Source organism: Viridibacillus soli (assembly GCF_016612995.1).
GTDB lineage: Bacteria > Bacillota > Bacilli > Bacillales_A > Planococcaceae > Viridibacillus > Viridibacillus soli.
Map to the genome: position 1 here is coordinate 71,200 of NZ_JAEOAH010000013.1, position 15,114 is coordinate 86,313.

A 15,114-nucleotide genomic window follows, 5' to 3' on the forward strand; every position below is an offset into this window, starting at 1 on the left:
GTAGGCTGTTATTAATGAGAAAGTAACATATGTGTAACTGAACCTATTTGTGGTAATATTGAGAAAAATACACAATATAAGCATAAATACCTATTCCTATAGTGCGTTTTTTATGGAATAATCTGAATATTATAGGTATGGTTTGTGTCTTTTTTGTGGAAATTTTTTATTTTCGAATATGTTCGAATACTATTTTAATAGGATGCATAGGGTTATAGTATGTAAACGAAAGGTACGGTGAAAGAGCGTATGACGAGTAGTATTAATCCAACGTTAGACTATTTATTTAAGGAAATAAAAGATCCGCTTACAATTTTAGATACTAATGGCAAAATCGTTAGGGTCAATAACCCTGCCAAAGAAATATTGCGTATTGATCAAAGTACGGACATGGAATCAATTGTAGAGGCGTCTTTTAAAGCAGATTGGCAACATTTTATCCATGAGCTAAAAATTGAAAAGCATGCAGCATGCGTACTAAATTTACATATAAATCAAACCATTATAAAGGGAATTAGAATTACAGGTTTCCATTATACTAAATTTAATGTCATGATGGTACGATTTGAGCAAATTACTGCTGTAGTGCCCAATGTTAATTTGGCTAATGAGAGTGAGAAGAAGTTTAACCGTGTATTTAACTGTTCTACAAATGGCATTATATTAACTGATAACAATGGTACTATTGTAGAAGTAAATAACCAAGCCGAAGAATTTATGCAAATGCCTAAGAAAGATATTCTTGGAAAAAAAATCGAGAATATTAATGGGCTTTTTTCCTGAAAGAAAAAATGACATTTCTCAATTCTTTAAGAAATTATTGACGACAGGTCATGCAGATATTACTCTCAAATTTCAATTTACAAATGAATATATACGTTATTTTAATATTGTCAGTAATTACGATGCAACATCAGAACTCCATATGACTGTTATTCGTGATGAAACAGAAAAGGTGACTTTAAAACAACAGCTTGAACATCAAGGCTCGCTTAACATTCTAGGAGAGCTTGCAGCCAGTATCGCGCATGAAATTCGTAATCCAATGACATCATTGAAAGGTTTTACCGAATTATTAAAAATAAGCGCAACGGAAGAAAATAAACGTTATTTATCAGTTATTGATAGTGAACTTCAGAGAATGGAAGCAATCCTTAGTGAATTTTTGATATTATCAAAACCGAATGAGTGGACAAAAAGTTTGTTGTCATTAAGTGGGATTGTGACGAAAGTTATTGAGCTAATGTTACCTAATGCTCTAATGAAAAGTGTTAACATCGTATACCACAAACCAGATTTTGAACCAGGTTATATATATGCCGATGATTTTAAAATTAAACAAGTACTTATAAATCTTATTAAAAATGCAATAGAAGTAATGCCAAATGGTGGAGAAATAACGATTACTCAATCATTTGATTTTATAGGACAATTGAAGTTGACGATAACAGATTGTGGTACAGGTATGAGTGAGTCTGATATGCAGAAGATTTTCGTGCCGTTTTATTCTACTAAAAGTAGTGGTACAGGCCTTGGTTTACCATTCGTGTTAAAAACAATTGAAGAGCATGGTGGAAAAATTGAAGTTTCTAGTGAGTTACTAAAGGGGACAAGCTTTGAAATTACTTTGCCTTTAGGAGTAGATCCTACAATCGCATCGTATGAGCCGAAGCCAGAGAGCGTTTATACAAGTTAACTGGGTCAGTTATGATTTTTGGTTGGCCTATTTTGACAAAGCTTCGCCATTATCGCTATAATAGCCTTAAATTAAGATAATGGACACGAAGGATGAATTTAAATGACCTCAGAGGAAATTAAACAATCGTTGAAGCTATTTATAGTTTTATCGAGAGCTAATAAAGCAATTAATGAATGTACGAATCATTTTTTTCAAGAAAACGGGCTTAATCCAACAGAATTTGCGGTATTGGAATTACTATTCCATAAAGGACGTCAGCCATTACAAAAAATAGGGAATAAAATCCTCTTAGCGAGTGGATCAATCACATATGTAATTGATAAATTAGAAAAGAGAGGCTTCCTGAAGCGTATATCTTGTCCTTCTGATCGCCGTATCACATATGCTGAAATTACGCCAGAAGGAGAAGCCTTTATGGAGAAATTATTTCCACAGCACGAAGAACAATTATATGAGCTTACGAGTGCCCTTTCTCCAGAAGAAAAGGATCAAGCTATTGGGTTATTGAAAAAAATGGGTTTATCCATCAAAGATCTGTCATATTAATTTGCCTTTATGACAAAATGCCAATCGACTAAAAAGGTCGATTGGCATTTTATGTTCAAACAGGTTTAAAAATTAATGTAGTGGCAATAATAGGAATAATAGTGTTATCATAACAATGTGAGAAACGATGATAATCGGCATACTTTTTTTCCATTCATATAGAAAGCCGAAGATGACTCCAGTGACGAAAGCAGCTAATACGCCTAGCCAGAAGCCGCTTACTGCAAGTGACATAGCAAATAGAGTCGCTGCTAAAATAACGGCATAGGGGGCCTTCATATGCTGTTTCAGCTGTTGTTGCACATAACCACGCCAAAATAATTCTTCTGCGACAGCAATGATTAATATGAGTAAAATATAGTGCCATAATGCACTGGGGCCAAATGTTTCGATAAATTTATTAACAGAAATCAATAAATCGTTTGACAAATTAGGAAGCAAACGGTAGCCTAACGCGATTAGACCATATAAAATCGTTCCGTAGCCTACACCAAACAATAAGTATTCCCAAGTTTTAATCTTGTCTTCAATCTTTCCAAAAGCAAAGGAAACAGCCATTCCGACTAACATCGTAAATGTGTATAAGTACCAGAAGACAGCTTTTTGATCAAAACTAAGATATAACAGAACATATATGAATACCAATGAAAGAATTAGCACTAGAATATTCGCGCGATTCTTCATATTCAATATCACCTCCAACTTAATATTTAAAGTAGACCTTTATAATCATCTTTAACATAATTGCAGCCTTTGGACAAAAGAGACGCCGTCCTTCAGTTTCTGAGGGACGGCGCAGACTCAAATATAATCATTGTAGTATTTCGTGTGCCCGATGTCTAGTAAAGGATACTATCAACTAATAGTAATTACTATTAGTATGTCGCATCGGTTACGTATGTATTCATTCGGAGCATAGAACGTATTTTTAAACTTCGTTACTGTATAATATTTTATAGCGTTTGTGATTGACCACTGTTTTTTCTTCAACTTCTAGGCTATTGAAGTTTTCCATATAAGTAAGGTTAACGATTACAGAGTTTTCATTTACTTTCTCAACAATGCCCTGTAGACCGTCGTTAAATTCAATGACATTTCCGATTTCAGCGATTTTCATAGAAATTCAGCTCCTTTACCTACTAATACTTTACATTTTGCACGAAATTGTGTCGGACGTAAAGTATTTTCTATCAATATTTATTAAAAAAAGAAATTTTTAAATGAAAAGGAAGTTTAACTAATGGATTTATACAATAATATGCTAAATGAATTAAAAAATGGCACGAGAGATGACATTACAATAGACAAGAATGATTTTTATACCTTAAGAGAAGTTCTTGTAAAACGAGAAGATTTTAAGCATTTCCGTGGGGTTGCTAAGCAGGGTGGTACTGTAATTTATAAATATATGGAAATTTCGAGAAGTTAATTTGTCGAAAAATGTCGGAAATTTCATTTCCAAAAAAGTGGGAATAATAGTATAATAATGAACAGAATTTGGCTTGAGAGGAGGATGGTAAATGACTAATTCCATCTTGAAAAAATTAGAGTATACAAGAGAGAAGATGATTCGTTCGGGAATTGAAAATGGTTTTTCGAATGTCGAAACCATCCGCTTGAGTAAAAAGCTAGATCATTTATTAAATATTTATCAACTTCAGAATGTCAATGAAATGAATGATTATCAAGTATCAATGGATAATTTTAAGCACTAGGGGGATTTCCTGGTGCTCTTTTTATACTTGTTGAAATTTCTGATTATTACAAAGTAAGAGGTTTAAAATAGTTGGAAAGTGGAATAATAAGAGAGAACACAGCAACAATCTCATTTCCCCCTTTCTTTGGCAGATGCTATGCGCATCTGTCCTTTTTTATGAGTATTAGTTATAGTAGACATACAATTCAGAAATTTTTCTGATACAATATAAAGGGTTTACATATAAATGGGGGAATGGTTATGACTAAAAAGTGGAATATTGGTTTTGTTGGTACAGGTGTTATGGGATCTAGCATCATTAAGCATTTTTTGAATGCAGGTCATACAGTTAATGTTTACACAAGAACGAAGGAAAAAGCTTTACCGTTAGTTGAATTAGGAGCCAAATGGTTTCAAACTTCAGGTGAAGTAGCAAGTCAATCAAACATTATTTTCACGATGGTTGGCTATCCCCAAGATGTAGAAGAAGTATACTTTGAAGAGAATGGTGTTTTCAAAAATGGACATGTAGGTTTAATCGTTGTTGATATGACGACATCACAGCCTATATTAGCAAAGAAAATTGCTGAACATGCGAAAACAGTACAAATGGAAGCTTTAGATGCACCTGTTTCAGGCGGTGATATTGGCGCCCAAAATGGTACGCTATCCATTATGGTTGGCGGAGAGCTAGAAATATTTGAAAAGGTCTCGCCACTATTTAATTTAATAGGGAAAAACATCGTTTATCAAGGGTCAGCTGGTGCTGGTCAGCACACGAAAATGTGTAATCAAATTGCAATAGCCACGAATATGATTGGTGTATGTGAAGCGATTGCTTACGGTAAAAAGGCGGGTCTTGATATTAACAATGTACTTAGTTCAATTACATTTGGAGCAGCTGGCTCATGGTCATTAAGTAACTTAGCACCGCGCATTGTTAAGGAAGATTTAGACCCCGGATTTTATGTGAAGCATTTCATTAAAGATATGAAAATTGCTTTGCAAGAAGCAGAGTTAATGCAATTGGAGTTACCGGGCCTTGAGCTAGCGAAAAAAATGTATGATGAAATAGCTACTAATGGCTATGCCAATAACGGTACACAGGCGTTAATTAACTATTACCAATAAAATTGACTAACTAAACCGCTTTAGCATTACTTTGCTAGAGCGGTTTTTATTAATGAAAAAGTTCTTTTAACATATGATGGAGAAATGTGTAAAATAACATTTTTCAATAAATGCAGTGGGAAACATAATAATTAAATTGTAAGGATTTTGTAAAATCAATCAAAAATACAGGATATTTATCTATTAGTGTGGAATAGTTAAAAAGATGGAGAGTGATGTGATGAGTGTAGGGATTGATAAGTCAAAAACAAGGGGCTCATGGGGATTATATTTATCTTTACCAATTTTATCATGGGCTTTTTATGATTTTGCAAATACCATTTTTTCATCAAATATTAATACTATTTTTTTCCCCTTTTATATGGATGAAATACTTGGCACGGATGAAATTAAGCAGCAAGTAGCAAGTACATTTATATCGTACGCCAATGCGATTGCGAGCTTTTTCCTTGTTATTTTCTCACCACTTTTTGGAGTTTGGATTGATAACACGGGATTGAAAAAAAGGTTTATCGTATGGTTTGCGTCGATTTCTATATTTTTCACTTTTATGATGGGGGTATTTAGCTACTGGCAAACAGATAATACATTTGGTGGCGTGCCGATGAGCCTGTTTTTAGTTGTTGTCAGCTTTGTAATCGCGAAATTTTTCTTTAATTCGAGTTTAGTGTTTTATGATGCCATGATGCCTGGTTTAGGAACGAAGGAAGAGATGCCTCTTATTTCTGGATTTGGTGTAGCAGTTGGTTATTTTGGTACGATTGTTGGCTTACTCGTCTATTTATTTGTCGGTGATGGTGATTTTCACCGAGCCTTTATCCCTACAGCGGTGTTGTATTTAATTTTTTCATTACCTTTATTTTTTATTAACAAAGATCAACTAGTGCCAAAGGAGCAGCGTAAAGTAAATTCGTTCCTATCAGGTTATAAGGAAATTATCAAGACATTTAAAGAAATGCGTTCATATAAAGCTATCTTTACTTTTATGATTGCTTATTTCTTTTTAAATGATGCGATTGCAACGACTATAGCGATGATGGCTATTTATGCAACTGCAATTGTCGGTTTTTCATCAGGTCAATTTGTCATCCTATACTTAGTATCTACCATCTCCACTATTGTAGGTTCACTTGCGTTCGGATATATTACAAAAAGGGTAGGTGCTAAGAGAGCGATTAGTTATGTAGCACTATTAATGATTATAGCTCTTATTATTGCGGTATTCGCATTTGAACATTGGATGTTCTGGATTGCAGGTAGTATGTTTGGGATATCGCTCGGATCGATGTGGGTGACTTCTCGTACATTTATCATCGAACTGAGTCCACAGGAGAAGCAAGGGCAATTCTTTGGATTATTTGCATTCTCAGGAAAGGTGTCGTCTATTATTGGTCCTGCCATTTATGGAACAGTGACATTGTTACTAAAGGACTATGGAACGATTGCTAGTCGTGTAGCGTTATCAACATTAATCGTTTTAACTATCATCGGCCTAATCATTCATCTCAGAGTTCGCCCGGATGTCACTAAATCTTTATAGGAGTATTGTACCTGGTATGTTACAATTGAAGTAAGAAAAAGTATGACTCAAGGAGGCGAACCTAAGGATGGAAAGTAAAGGGATTTTGCTGGAAAGCGGCACAAACGAACTTGAAATTGTAGAGTTTGAAGTAGGTTCCAATAAATTTGGGATTAACGTTATTAAAGTAAAAGAAATTATTCAACCGATTCCGGTTACTTTTATACCTCATGCTCATAAGCATGTTGAGGGGATTATTCAGCTACGAGGAGAAGTATTACCTGTTGTAGATATGAAAAAAGTGTTAGGTCTATCTGCTGGTTTCAATGATCAACAAAAATATATAGTTGCAGAGTTTAACCGTCAGCGCGTTGTATTCCATGTTGATAATGTAACTCAAATTCACCGTATTTCATGGAATCAAATCGAAAAACCATCTGATATGTATCAAGGCGGGGGTTCACAAGTAATCGGAGTGATTAAACAAGAGGACTTAATGCTACTATTATTGGATTTTGAAAAAATTATGGTAGATATTAACCCAGATTCGGGTATTAGTGTAGACTCTGTAAAAAAATTAGGTGATCGTGAACGTTCAGATAAAAAAGTTGTCATTGCAGAAGATTCGCCGTTACTACGCAAATTATTGCATGATACGATGCATGAAGCAGGTTATGTGAACTTAGAATTCTTTGAGAATGGTAAAGATGCATTAGATTATTTGTTGGCTTTAGCAGATAAGGGAAGTGATATTTCAAAGTATGTACAATTAGTTGTAACTGATATTGAGATGCCACAAATGGATGGTCACCATTTAACAAAACAAATTAAAACACATCCAATATTATCACAATTACCAGTAATTATTTTTTCAAGTTTAATAACGAATGATTTACGACATAAAGGCGATCAAGTCGGTGCTGAAGACCAAATCAGTAAGCCAGAAATTGCAGAACTGATTTTGAAAATAGATCAGTATATTTTATAAGCATGAGAATGCTAAAAACCGGATACCTTCATTAGTGAGGATCCGGTTTTTTTCTAACAACTCAAGTAGCTAGTGTCCATAGAAATAACTTGTATTATTTAAGGTAGGTTTCTTTTTATTACTACCTTTATTTTCAATATTTTTTGGGGGAGTAGTTACTTTTTTTGCAGTCGATTGGGTTTTTATACCTAAATAGTCTTTTAATACATTTCTAGCGGTATTTAAGCTCATTTTTCTTTGAGGGTTTCGATAGCTGTCATCAAGATGTCCTAAATGGGGTAATGAAGCAAAATCTTCTTTTTTAGGTAAAGAGTGAAAATAATAATCTGCGCATTGAATAAGAACGGATGATTGTTGCTTACTGAAGCGTGGGTTTTTCACGAAATGCAAACCAAGTTTCTTCGCTCTGCTTGCATGAATCATTTTCTCAAGTGCAAGGCGTTTGAGCTCGTAAAGAGGTTTATTGTCAGGTGCAGTTTTTGCATGTCTATTTACAGTATAAATAGCAGTAGCTAATTGTTCATCGCAATATTCTCTTTGCATACAATACCGCCTTTCTACCAAAGTTAATGTCTGTAGTTGAGTATGTTTAGAAGAAAATTCAGAGCATTCAATTTATAATATACATTATAATACCAATATTATACTCCATTGTATAGAGAGCGAAGAAAAATTCTAAGGATGTGCTCCCAATGACTTATTTTAAGACAGCTATTATCGATATCGGTTCAAATACGATCCGTCTTGTACTTTATACGTATGATCCACAAAGAGGTTTAAAGGAAGTAGAAAATATTAAAGCAGTAGCACGTTTACGAAATTATTTACAAGCTGATCATGTGATGACTGAGGAAGGAATACAGAAACTTGAACAAGTATTGTTGTTTTTCCGTGACATATTAAATGATTATCGTATTGAAGATGTAAGAGCTATTGCCACAGCATCAATTCGACAGGCTCAAAATGGTACTGAAATTATTGAACGAATGTTGAAGAAGACAGGCATTAAGATTGAATTGATAACGGGAGAACAGGAAGCCTACTTTGGTTATTTTGCAGTAGCGCATACATTAGCAACGCCCTCAGCTGTAACGATTGATATTGGAGGTGGTAGTACAGAACTGACGTATTTTAGGGATAAGGAACTTCAATACTCGCACAGTTTTCCATTTGGTTCCGTTTCACTTAAGCAACAATTTATCGAAGGTGACACGATGACGAAAGAAGAAGGGGAAAAGATATATGAGTTTGCAAAAAAAAAATTCGAGATCTTGCCTTGGCTAAACAATATAAAGCTACCCGTTGTTGGTATCGGGGGTAGTGCTCGTAATATGGCGAAATTAGATCAGCGAAAAAAAGATTATCCTATTTCTGGCGTTCATCAATATGAAATGACAAAGGAAGACTTTACAAGTATTAGTCAAGAAGTTCTATCATTATCTTTTGAAGAATTAATGCAGCTTGATGGACTATCTAGTGATCGTGCGGATATTATCGTACCGGTATTAGAAGTATTTCAAGCATTGATGGATGTTGTTGGTAGTGAGACGTTTCAATTTAGTCGTAAAGGATTACGTGAAGGTCTGGTTATTGAACGTATATTAAAAAAGAATCCAACTGCTTTTAATAAGAAAAATGTTTTTGAGCGGAGTACTAAATTTTTAGCAGCAGAATTTGATAAGCCGTTAGAAAAAACGGCCCATTTTGTCCGATTAACAGAGATAGCCTATTTTGAATTTTGTAAAATAGGAGCATTTTTGTACAATGCCGAAGATTTACATATGTTGAAGCAGGCTGCGAGATTATTTCATATTGGCGAGTATATCGAGGTTGATGCAGCAAGTCAGCATACGTTTTACTTGCTGTCAAATCGTTCAATTGACGGAATAAGTCACGAGCAGCGTGTACACTTAGCGCTCCTTGCTTCATACAAAAACCGTGATGATTTCAGTCGTTATTCAGAACCATTTATGGAGTGGTTCTCGAAGGGCGAATTTAAAAAAATGCGAGACATTGGAGCATTACTTAAATTTGTATATGCGTTAGATGCCTCGAAGCGAAATATCGTAGAATCGATTGCTATGGAACAGTCGGGCGATAATATAGAATTGACTATTTTTACGACAGGTAATGCAATGGCTGAGATGTATCAGGCAGATCGCCAAAAAAAGCATATTAATCGTATTTTTAAAGGGGAAGTAACACTACACTATATAAAAAGGGAAGAGTAAATAATGGAATTAGTCCAAGTTAAGCATACAGAAATTACAAAACCAGAATACTACAACAATCGAGAGTTAAGTTGGTTAGCATTCAATGAACGAGTGTTACAAGAAGCAGAAGATGCACAAAATCCACTTCTTGAACGATTGAAGTTTTTAGCTATATTTAGTTCGAATTTAGATGAGTTTTTCATGGTGCGTGTGGCAGGTCTACAAGATCAAGTGAAGGCCGGCTTTAACAAACCAGAAAATAAATCAGGTTTAACGCCGAAGGAACAATTGGCGCGTATTTCTGAAAGGGCACGAGCACTTGTATCAAGACAAACAGCTATTTATAAAGAATTAATGATGAAACTTTTGCCAAAAGAGAATGTCCATTTGCGCAAAATGGCAGATATGAATGAAGAGCAAACCAATTTTATTAATGAATATTTTGAAGAAACAATTTTTCCAGTGTTAACACCAGTTGCGGTAGATGCTTATCGTCCGTTTCCTACATTGATTAGTAAAACATTGAATATGATTGTGCTGTTGGAGCAAGAGAATGCAGAATCGGAATTTCGTGAAAAAGTAGCAGTTGTACAAGTACCGTCTGTATTAGAGCGCTTTATTCAAGTACCAGCTAAAAATGATGAGATTTGTGTCGTACTTCTTGAAGATATTATTAGTGCTAATATTAATAAATTATTTTATGGCTACAGCGTAAAATCTGTACAATCATTCCGTTTAACACGAAATGCAGATTTAACAATTCATGAAGAGGGTGCACGTGATTTACTCGTAGAAATTGAAAAAGAATTAAGAAAACGTAAATGGGGTGCGGTAAGCCGTATAGAAGTTCGCACCGGAGAAATGGATGATAGTGTATTACAGTTCCTACTTAAAGAGTTAGAAGATTGGGAAGCTGAAGTATATAGTGTAGATTGCCCGCTCGATTTAACATTCTTGTTCTCATTTGTGAAGATTGTGGGCGAAGGTAGGGAGCATTTAGAATATGAAAGCTTTATTCCCCAACCACCGCAAGACCTTGAATCAGACGAAAATATTTTTGAAAAAGCACTGGTGCAAGATATCTTCTTCAATCATCCTTATGAATCATTTGCGCCGGTTGTGGACTTCGTTAATGAGGCAGCAAATGATCCAACTGTTTTAGCTATTAAACAAACACTTTATCGTGTAAGTGGTAACTCTCCAGTCATTCATGCTTTAAAGCATGCGGCTGAGAATGGTAAGCAAGTGACCGTTCTCGTCGAATTAAAAGCACGTTTTGATGAAGAAAATAATGTACACTGGGCAAAAGAGCTTGAACAATCAGGTTGTCTTGTCATTTATGGCATGCATAATTTAAAAACACATTCTAAAATAACACTAGTTGTCCGCCGTAGACAAAGTAAAATAGAGCGCTTCGTTCATTTAGGCACGGGTAACTATAACGATGCAACAGCGAAAATCTACACGGATATGGGCATCATTACGACGAAAAAGAAATTCGGTATTGATGCGACAAACTTTTTCAATTTCCTAAGTGGATATACGGAGAAACCAAACTTCCATCATATAGTTGTATCACCAAATGACATTCGTTCTGAATTTGTAAAATTAATCGATGAAGAAATCAAACATCATTTGAAACATGGAAAAGGGTACTTCAGAGCGAAAATGAATTCATTAACAGATAAAGATTTGATTATGAAAATGTATGAGGCTTCAATTGCTGGTGTGAAGGTAGAGTTAATTATTCGAGGTATTTGCTGCTTACGTCCGGGTATAAAGGGCATTAGTGAAAATATTACAGTCACAAGTATCGTCGGTCGTTTTCTTGAACATTCTCGTATCTATTGGTTCTACCATAACGGGGAAAACAAATTATTTTTATCTTCAGCGGATATGATGACTAGAAATATGATTAAGCGTGTAGAAATACTATTCCCGATTTTTGATACAGAAATAAAGAAACGTATTATGAAATCTATGAAGACTCAATTGCGTGATAACGTGAAGGCGCGTATTCAAGATGTGAATGGCGATTATCGTTATAACGATAAAAACGCAGGTGATAAATGCATTAACAGTCAGGAAATTTTCTTAAAGGAAGCATATCGTGTCCTAATAGATGAAGAGTAATTGAGGCTATATATTGTAAAGAAAGACTTTCGGTTCTGCATGACGAAAGTCTTTTTACTTTAGTGGGAAGATCCTAATTATCATATGCATTTTATAATTTCAATTTAAATAACGTGACAAAGGGTATAATAAGAATAAAATGGTATTCAACCGAATTAAAATCAATTATGATAAGACATAGTAGTATACTTCTGTTAATGGAGGCATTATATGTATAACTCATCCTTGAGTCCGCAACAATTTCTTGGTTTTGTGCAGAAATTGGTACGGTTATATCCTGAATCAATGACAATTTTAATAGAGCAAGATTCTCAAAAGCAATACTGGATCACATACGCAAATGAATCCTTTAAAACGTTTTTTGATACTTCTTTTGAACAAAATGCTTTAGCATCTACATTTTTCACACATCAAATAGGGACTGAATTAGAAGAAATCCTACTGCAAAGTAATGAAGAGATAGAACAAAATGTTAAACAGTTAACATTTATAAGGAATGCCAAGCAACATACCGTTGATGTAGGGGTGTTTTCAGTTCCAGCAGTACAACATAAACTTATTTGTTTGTCATTCACTAAAATAGTAAGTGAGGTGCCATATTGTGCGTTAATGGATCACAATCTGGACCCTGTTATTACAATTGATAGAAATGGGTATATTGTAAATAGTAATAAATCAGCGACTGCGGTATACGGATATAAACAGGATGCACTTTTGCAAATGACGCTCTTAGAAATTGTTTCTAAGCACGCAATACAGGATATGAAACAATTGATAGAGAAAACAATTGAAAAAAGACAGCCTCAAGAATTAAGCGAATGCAACATAAAAAATGTAGAAGAAAAAACATTAAGAGCATATGTGAAAAGTATCCCAGTTATTGAAAATAACGAAGTGAAAGAAATTCAAATTATATTACGAGATATTACAGCATATGGGGAAACAGGGAAGACTGTTTTTTACTTGTCTTATCATGATCAATTAACAGGTATTTGGAATAAACGTGCATTAAACGAACATTTTAAAGAGGAAGAAAGCAGTGCAAAGCGTCGAGGTAATCAGATGGCGATCATTTTATTAGACTTGGATCGCTTTAAAAAGATTAATGACTCGATCGGTCTGAATAAGGGTGATGAATTACTAAGGAAAATTGCACAAAGATTGTCTACTTTGACAGAGCCAAATTGCCATATGTATAGACAAAATGGCGATGATTTTATCTTCCTTATACAGCAAGCGGATGTCACAATAACAGAATGCTTTGCTCATAAAATATTAACATTACTAAAACAACCCTATAGTATAGACGAACAAGAATTGAATATCTCGGGTTCGATTGGGATTTCTATGTATCCAGATGATGGTGTGGAATTAGATACTTTAGTACAAAAAGCAGATCAAGCACTCTATTATGTAAAAGAACGTGGACGTGCTGGATATCGCTTTTATCATAAAAAAATGCTTGATACTTCCCGTACTGAGGCAGTAATGGAATCACATCTAAGACGGGCAATAGAAAAGAAGGAATTGTCGATCCATTACCAACCTCAAGTCGATTTAGATACAGGGAATATTAATAGCTTTGAAGCGTTACTGAGATGGAATAATCCGAAGTTTGGCTTTGTAGCTCCGGGTGTATTCATACCGATTGCAGAGGATTCGGGTCTGATTTTAGAAATAGGTGATTGGGTTCTTGATCAAGTTTGTATACAGTTAAAAGAATGGCAGAATGGAGGCTTTTTAGATGCGCGGATTGCAGTGAATATTTCTTCTAAGCAATTTAAGCAAGAAGCCTTTGCGAGTGCGATCAAAAAGTATATTTACAAGTATGAATTAAATCCACAAGCTTTGGAGCTCGAAATAACGGAGAGCTCGATGACGAACATTCATGAAACGCTCTCGATTTTAAAAGAATTGAAGCAAATGGGCGTTATTATTTCGATTGATGATTTTGGCACGGGCTATTCTTCACTAAGCTATTTGAGACGATATCCGATTGATATTATTAAAATCGATCAATCTTTTATAAAGGAAATTGAGCAAGATGAGAAAGATGAAGCGATTGCGAAAACAATTATCCATTTAGCACATAGTCTTGGTATGGAAGTTATTGCTGAGGGTGTCGAGAAGAAAGATCATGTAGAAATTTTAAAGGCAGTAAATTGTGAAAAGGGGCAGGGTTATTATTTTAGCCGACCGGTGCCGATTGAAAATATTATCGAAATGTATTTTTGTTAGTAACTATAAATGTAAACCTTAATGGAGCAATTGCAGACATTAAGGTTTTTAATTTGTTTCGAAATAACGACAGTCATTTCGAAATATGGTAAAATTATGAATGAACATTCATTCAAAGGGGGAATTGCAATTGTTAAAGGGGAAAACAATTATTGTCACGGGTGGTTCAAATGGAATGGGGAAATATATGGCGAAAACATTTGTAGCTGAAGGTGCAAATGTCGTCATTACAGGTCGTGATTTAGATCGTTTAAATAATGCTAAGGATGAAATTTCAGCAAATGGGCATAATATTGCCATCTTCCAAATGGATGTAAGGGAGCCGGAGCATGTCGCTGGTATGTTGAAATTCGCAATTGATACTTTTGGACAAGTCGATGGTTTAGTAAATAATGCAGCCGGAAACTTTATCGTCCGTGCAGAGGATCTATCACCCAATGGTTGGAAATCTGTTATTGATATTGTGTTAAATGGTACTTTCTATTGTTCACAGGCTGTCGGAAAGTATTGGATGGAGCATAAAATAGGTGGTTCCATTATTAATATGGTTGCAACATACGCATGGGATGCAGGTCCAGGGGTTGCGCATTCAGCAGCAGCTAAAGCTGGGGTATTATCCTTAACTAGAACGCTAGCAGTCGAGTGGGGTAGACAGTATGGTATCCGGGTTAATGCCATTGCACCGGGACCGATTGAACGAACTGGAGGCGCAGATAGGCTTTGGCAATCAGAAGAAGCAGCGAAGCGCACTTTGAGCTCGGTGCCACTGGGTCGGTTAGGAAAGCCAGAAGAAATTGCCGACTTAGCAACATTCATGATGTCAGATAAGGCAGCTTACATGAATGGGGAAGTTGTCACACTAGACGGTGGGCAACACTTAAATCAGTATCCGTTTTAATGACTAAAAAAGATGACAGGTGTACATACTAGGCGAAACAATTCAGAAAGAAG

General features: G+C 35.1%; 15 protein-coding genes. 12 read left to right on the plus strand and 3 right to left on the minus strand.

Features of this window, described 5'->3' with window-relative positions; all coding sequences use genetic code 11:
• The first annotated feature begins 249 nt into the window (after positions 1 to 249).
• The 3 genes from JFL43_RS10950 (at position 250) to JFL43_RS10960 (ending at position 2,245) form a co-directional block, all read left to right on the plus strand.
• Complete coding sequence (locus tag JFL43_RS10950; protein WP_200749095.1) at positions 250 to 783, plus strand: PAS domain-containing protein; 534 nt, start codon at positions 250 to 252, stop codon at positions 781 to 783.
• A complete protein-coding gene (locus JFL43_RS10955; RefSeq protein ID WP_200749096.1) occupies positions 743 to 1,696 on the plus strand; it encodes an ATP-binding protein in 954 nt (317 codons plus the stop codon). Before JFL43_RS10950 ends, JFL43_RS10955 begins: the two co-directional genes overlap by 41 nt.
• Positions 1,697 to 1,798: 102 nt before the next feature.
• Positions 1,799 to 2,245, plus strand: a complete 447-nt coding sequence (locus JFL43_RS10960; RefSeq protein WP_100796282.1) for a MarR family winged helix-turn-helix transcriptional regulator — start codon at positions 1,799 to 1,801, stop codon at positions 2,243 to 2,245.
• A 72-nt stretch (positions 2,246 to 2,317) separates the two neighbouring features.
• On the opposite strand, the gene JFL43_RS10965 is transcribed toward JFL43_RS10960, so the two are convergent.
• On the minus strand, positions 2,318 to 2,929 hold the full coding sequence (locus JFL43_RS10965) for a CPBP family intramembrane glutamic endopeptidase (protein WP_200749097.1): 612 nt from the start codon (positions 2,927 to 2,929) through the stop codon (positions 2,318 to 2,320).
• Between the two features lie 244 nt (positions 2,930 to 3,173).
• Positions 3,174 to 3,362, minus strand: coding sequence for a YkvS family protein (locus JFL43_RS10970; RefSeq protein WP_100796284.1), 189 nt, complete (start codon positions 3,360 to 3,362; stop codon positions 3,174 to 3,176).
• 123 nt (positions 3,363 to 3,485) lie between these two features.
• Between JFL43_RS10970 and JFL43_RS10975 the strand changes: the two genes are divergently transcribed.
• The 5 genes from JFL43_RS10975 to JFL43_RS10995 all read left to right on the plus strand — a co-directional run bounded on the left by JFL43_RS10975 (position 3,486) and on the right by JFL43_RS10995 (position 7,579).
• Entirely contained in the window at positions 3,486 to 3,674 is a 189-nt protein-coding gene (locus JFL43_RS10975) for a hypothetical protein (RefSeq protein ID WP_100796285.1), read from the plus strand.
• A gap of 91 nt (positions 3,675 to 3,765) precedes the next feature.
• The gene (locus JFL43_RS10980; protein WP_100796286.1) at positions 3,766 to 3,960 is read left to right on the plus strand and encodes an aspartyl-phosphate phosphatase Spo0E family protein; all 195 of its coding nucleotides are present in this window, start codon (positions 3,766 to 3,768) and stop codon (positions 3,958 to 3,960) included.
• Positions 3,961 to 4,202: 242 nt separating this feature from the next.
• Positions 4,203 to 5,072 carry an NAD(P)-dependent oxidoreductase gene (locus tag JFL43_RS10985; protein ID WP_100796287.1) on the plus strand — a complete coding sequence of 290 codons (870 nt, stop codon included), beginning with the start codon at positions 4,203 to 4,205 and terminating at the stop codon, positions 5,070 to 5,072.
• 220 nt (positions 5,073 to 5,292) lie between these two features.
• Positions 5,293 to 6,612 (plus strand): MFS transporter, encoded by a 1,320-nt coding sequence (locus JFL43_RS10990; RefSeq protein ID WP_100796288.1) that lies wholly within the window; start codon positions 5,293 to 5,295, stop codon positions 6,610 to 6,612.
• A 67-nt stretch (positions 6,613 to 6,679) separates the two neighbouring features.
• Positions 6,680 to 7,579: a chemotaxis protein gene (locus JFL43_RS10995; RefSeq protein ID WP_100796289.1), complete on the plus strand. Its 900-nt coding sequence runs from the start codon at positions 6,680 to 6,682 to the stop codon at positions 7,577 to 7,579.
• Positions 7,580 to 7,648: 69 nt separating this feature from the next.
• On the opposite strand, the gene JFL43_RS11000 is transcribed toward JFL43_RS10995, so the two are convergent.
• Positions 7,649 to 8,122, minus strand: a complete 474-nt coding sequence (locus tag JFL43_RS11000) for a YkyB family protein (protein WP_200749098.1) — start codon at positions 8,120 to 8,122, stop codon at positions 7,649 to 7,651.
• A 149-nt stretch (positions 8,123 to 8,271) separates the two neighbouring features.
• Here JFL43_RS11000 and JFL43_RS11005 point away from each other — a divergent pair, with 149 nt between their 5' ends.
• The 4 genes from JFL43_RS11005 (at position 8,272) to fadH (ending at position 15,061) form a co-directional block, all read left to right on the plus strand.
• Positions 8,272 to 9,810, plus strand: coding sequence for a Ppx/GppA family phosphatase (locus tag JFL43_RS11005; protein WP_200749099.1), 1,539 nt, complete (start codon positions 8,272 to 8,274; stop codon positions 9,808 to 9,810).
• Between the two features lie 3 nt (positions 9,811 to 9,813).
• A complete protein-coding gene (locus tag JFL43_RS11010) occupies positions 9,814 to 11,925 on the plus strand; it encodes an RNA degradosome polyphosphate kinase (RefSeq protein ID WP_200749100.1) in 2,112 nt (703 codons plus the stop codon).
• A gap of 210 nt (positions 11,926 to 12,135) precedes the next feature.
• A complete protein-coding gene (locus JFL43_RS11015; protein WP_100796293.1) occupies positions 12,136 to 14,163 on the plus strand; it encodes a sensor domain-containing protein in 2,028 nt (675 codons plus the stop codon).
• A gap of 130 nt (positions 14,164 to 14,293) precedes the next feature.
• Positions 14,294 to 15,061 carry a 2,4-dienoyl-CoA reductase gene (fadH, locus tag JFL43_RS11020; protein WP_100796294.1) on the plus strand — a complete coding sequence of 256 codons (768 nt, stop codon included), beginning with the start codon at positions 14,294 to 14,296 and terminating at the stop codon, positions 15,059 to 15,061.
• Positions 15,062 to 15,114: the final 53 nt, after the last annotated feature.